The sequence below is a fragment of the Vogesella mureinivorans genome (assembly GCF_007644035.1).
Taxonomy (GTDB): domain Bacteria; phylum Pseudomonadota; class Gammaproteobacteria; order Burkholderiales; family Chromobacteriaceae; genus Vogesella; species Vogesella mureinivorans.
Map to the genome: position 1 here is coordinate 1 of NZ_VMTV02000563.1, position 659 is coordinate 659.

Sequence of the window (659 nt, forward strand, 5' to 3'; positions counted from 1 at the left end):
CTGGCCGGCGCCCCAGATGTCCTTCCAGGCCTTGGCGTCGGTGTTGCCGCCGGAGCCGAAATCCATCTTCGACTTGTCGGCCTCGGGCAGGTTGTCGGCGTCGAAGCCGGCGCGGGTGATGCTGGGCTTCAGGTAGTTGCCCTTGACCCCGGTGAACAGCGAGCTGTAGACGATGTCCTCGGCGCGGCAGTCGACCAGCATCTGCTTGTAGTCATCGACTGCGCGCGCCTCCGGCGTGGCGATGAAGCGCGTGCCGAGGTAGGCGAGATCGGCACCGATCGCCTGCGCCGCCAGCACGTCCGCGCCCGAGGCCATCGCCCCCGACAGCAGGATCGTGCCCGGATAGAACTGGCGGATCTCGCGCACCAGGGCGAAGGGGCTCAGCGGGCCGGCATGGCCGCCGGCCCCGGCGCAGACCGCGATCAGCCCGTCCACGCCCTGGGCAGCGGCCTTCTCGGCGTGGCGACGGCTGATCACGTCGTGGAAGACCACGCCGCCGTAGCCATGCACCGCTGCGACCACCTCGGACGGTGGCGACAGGCTGGTGATCACCACCGGCACCCGGTACTTCTCGACCAGCTGCAAATCCTCGGCGAGGCGATTGTTGCTGGCGTGCACGATCGGGTTGACCGCGAACGGCGCCACCGGATCGGCAGGCG

The 659-nt window shown here is 69.5% G+C and carries 1 protein-coding gene; it reads right to left on the bottom strand.

Annotated features, from left to right (window positions below):
* Positions 1-659, bottom strand: a 659-nt coding sequence (locus FLQ44_RS14565) for an NAD(P)H-dependent flavin oxidoreductase (protein WP_147694986.1), incomplete at both ends; no start/stop codon positions are given.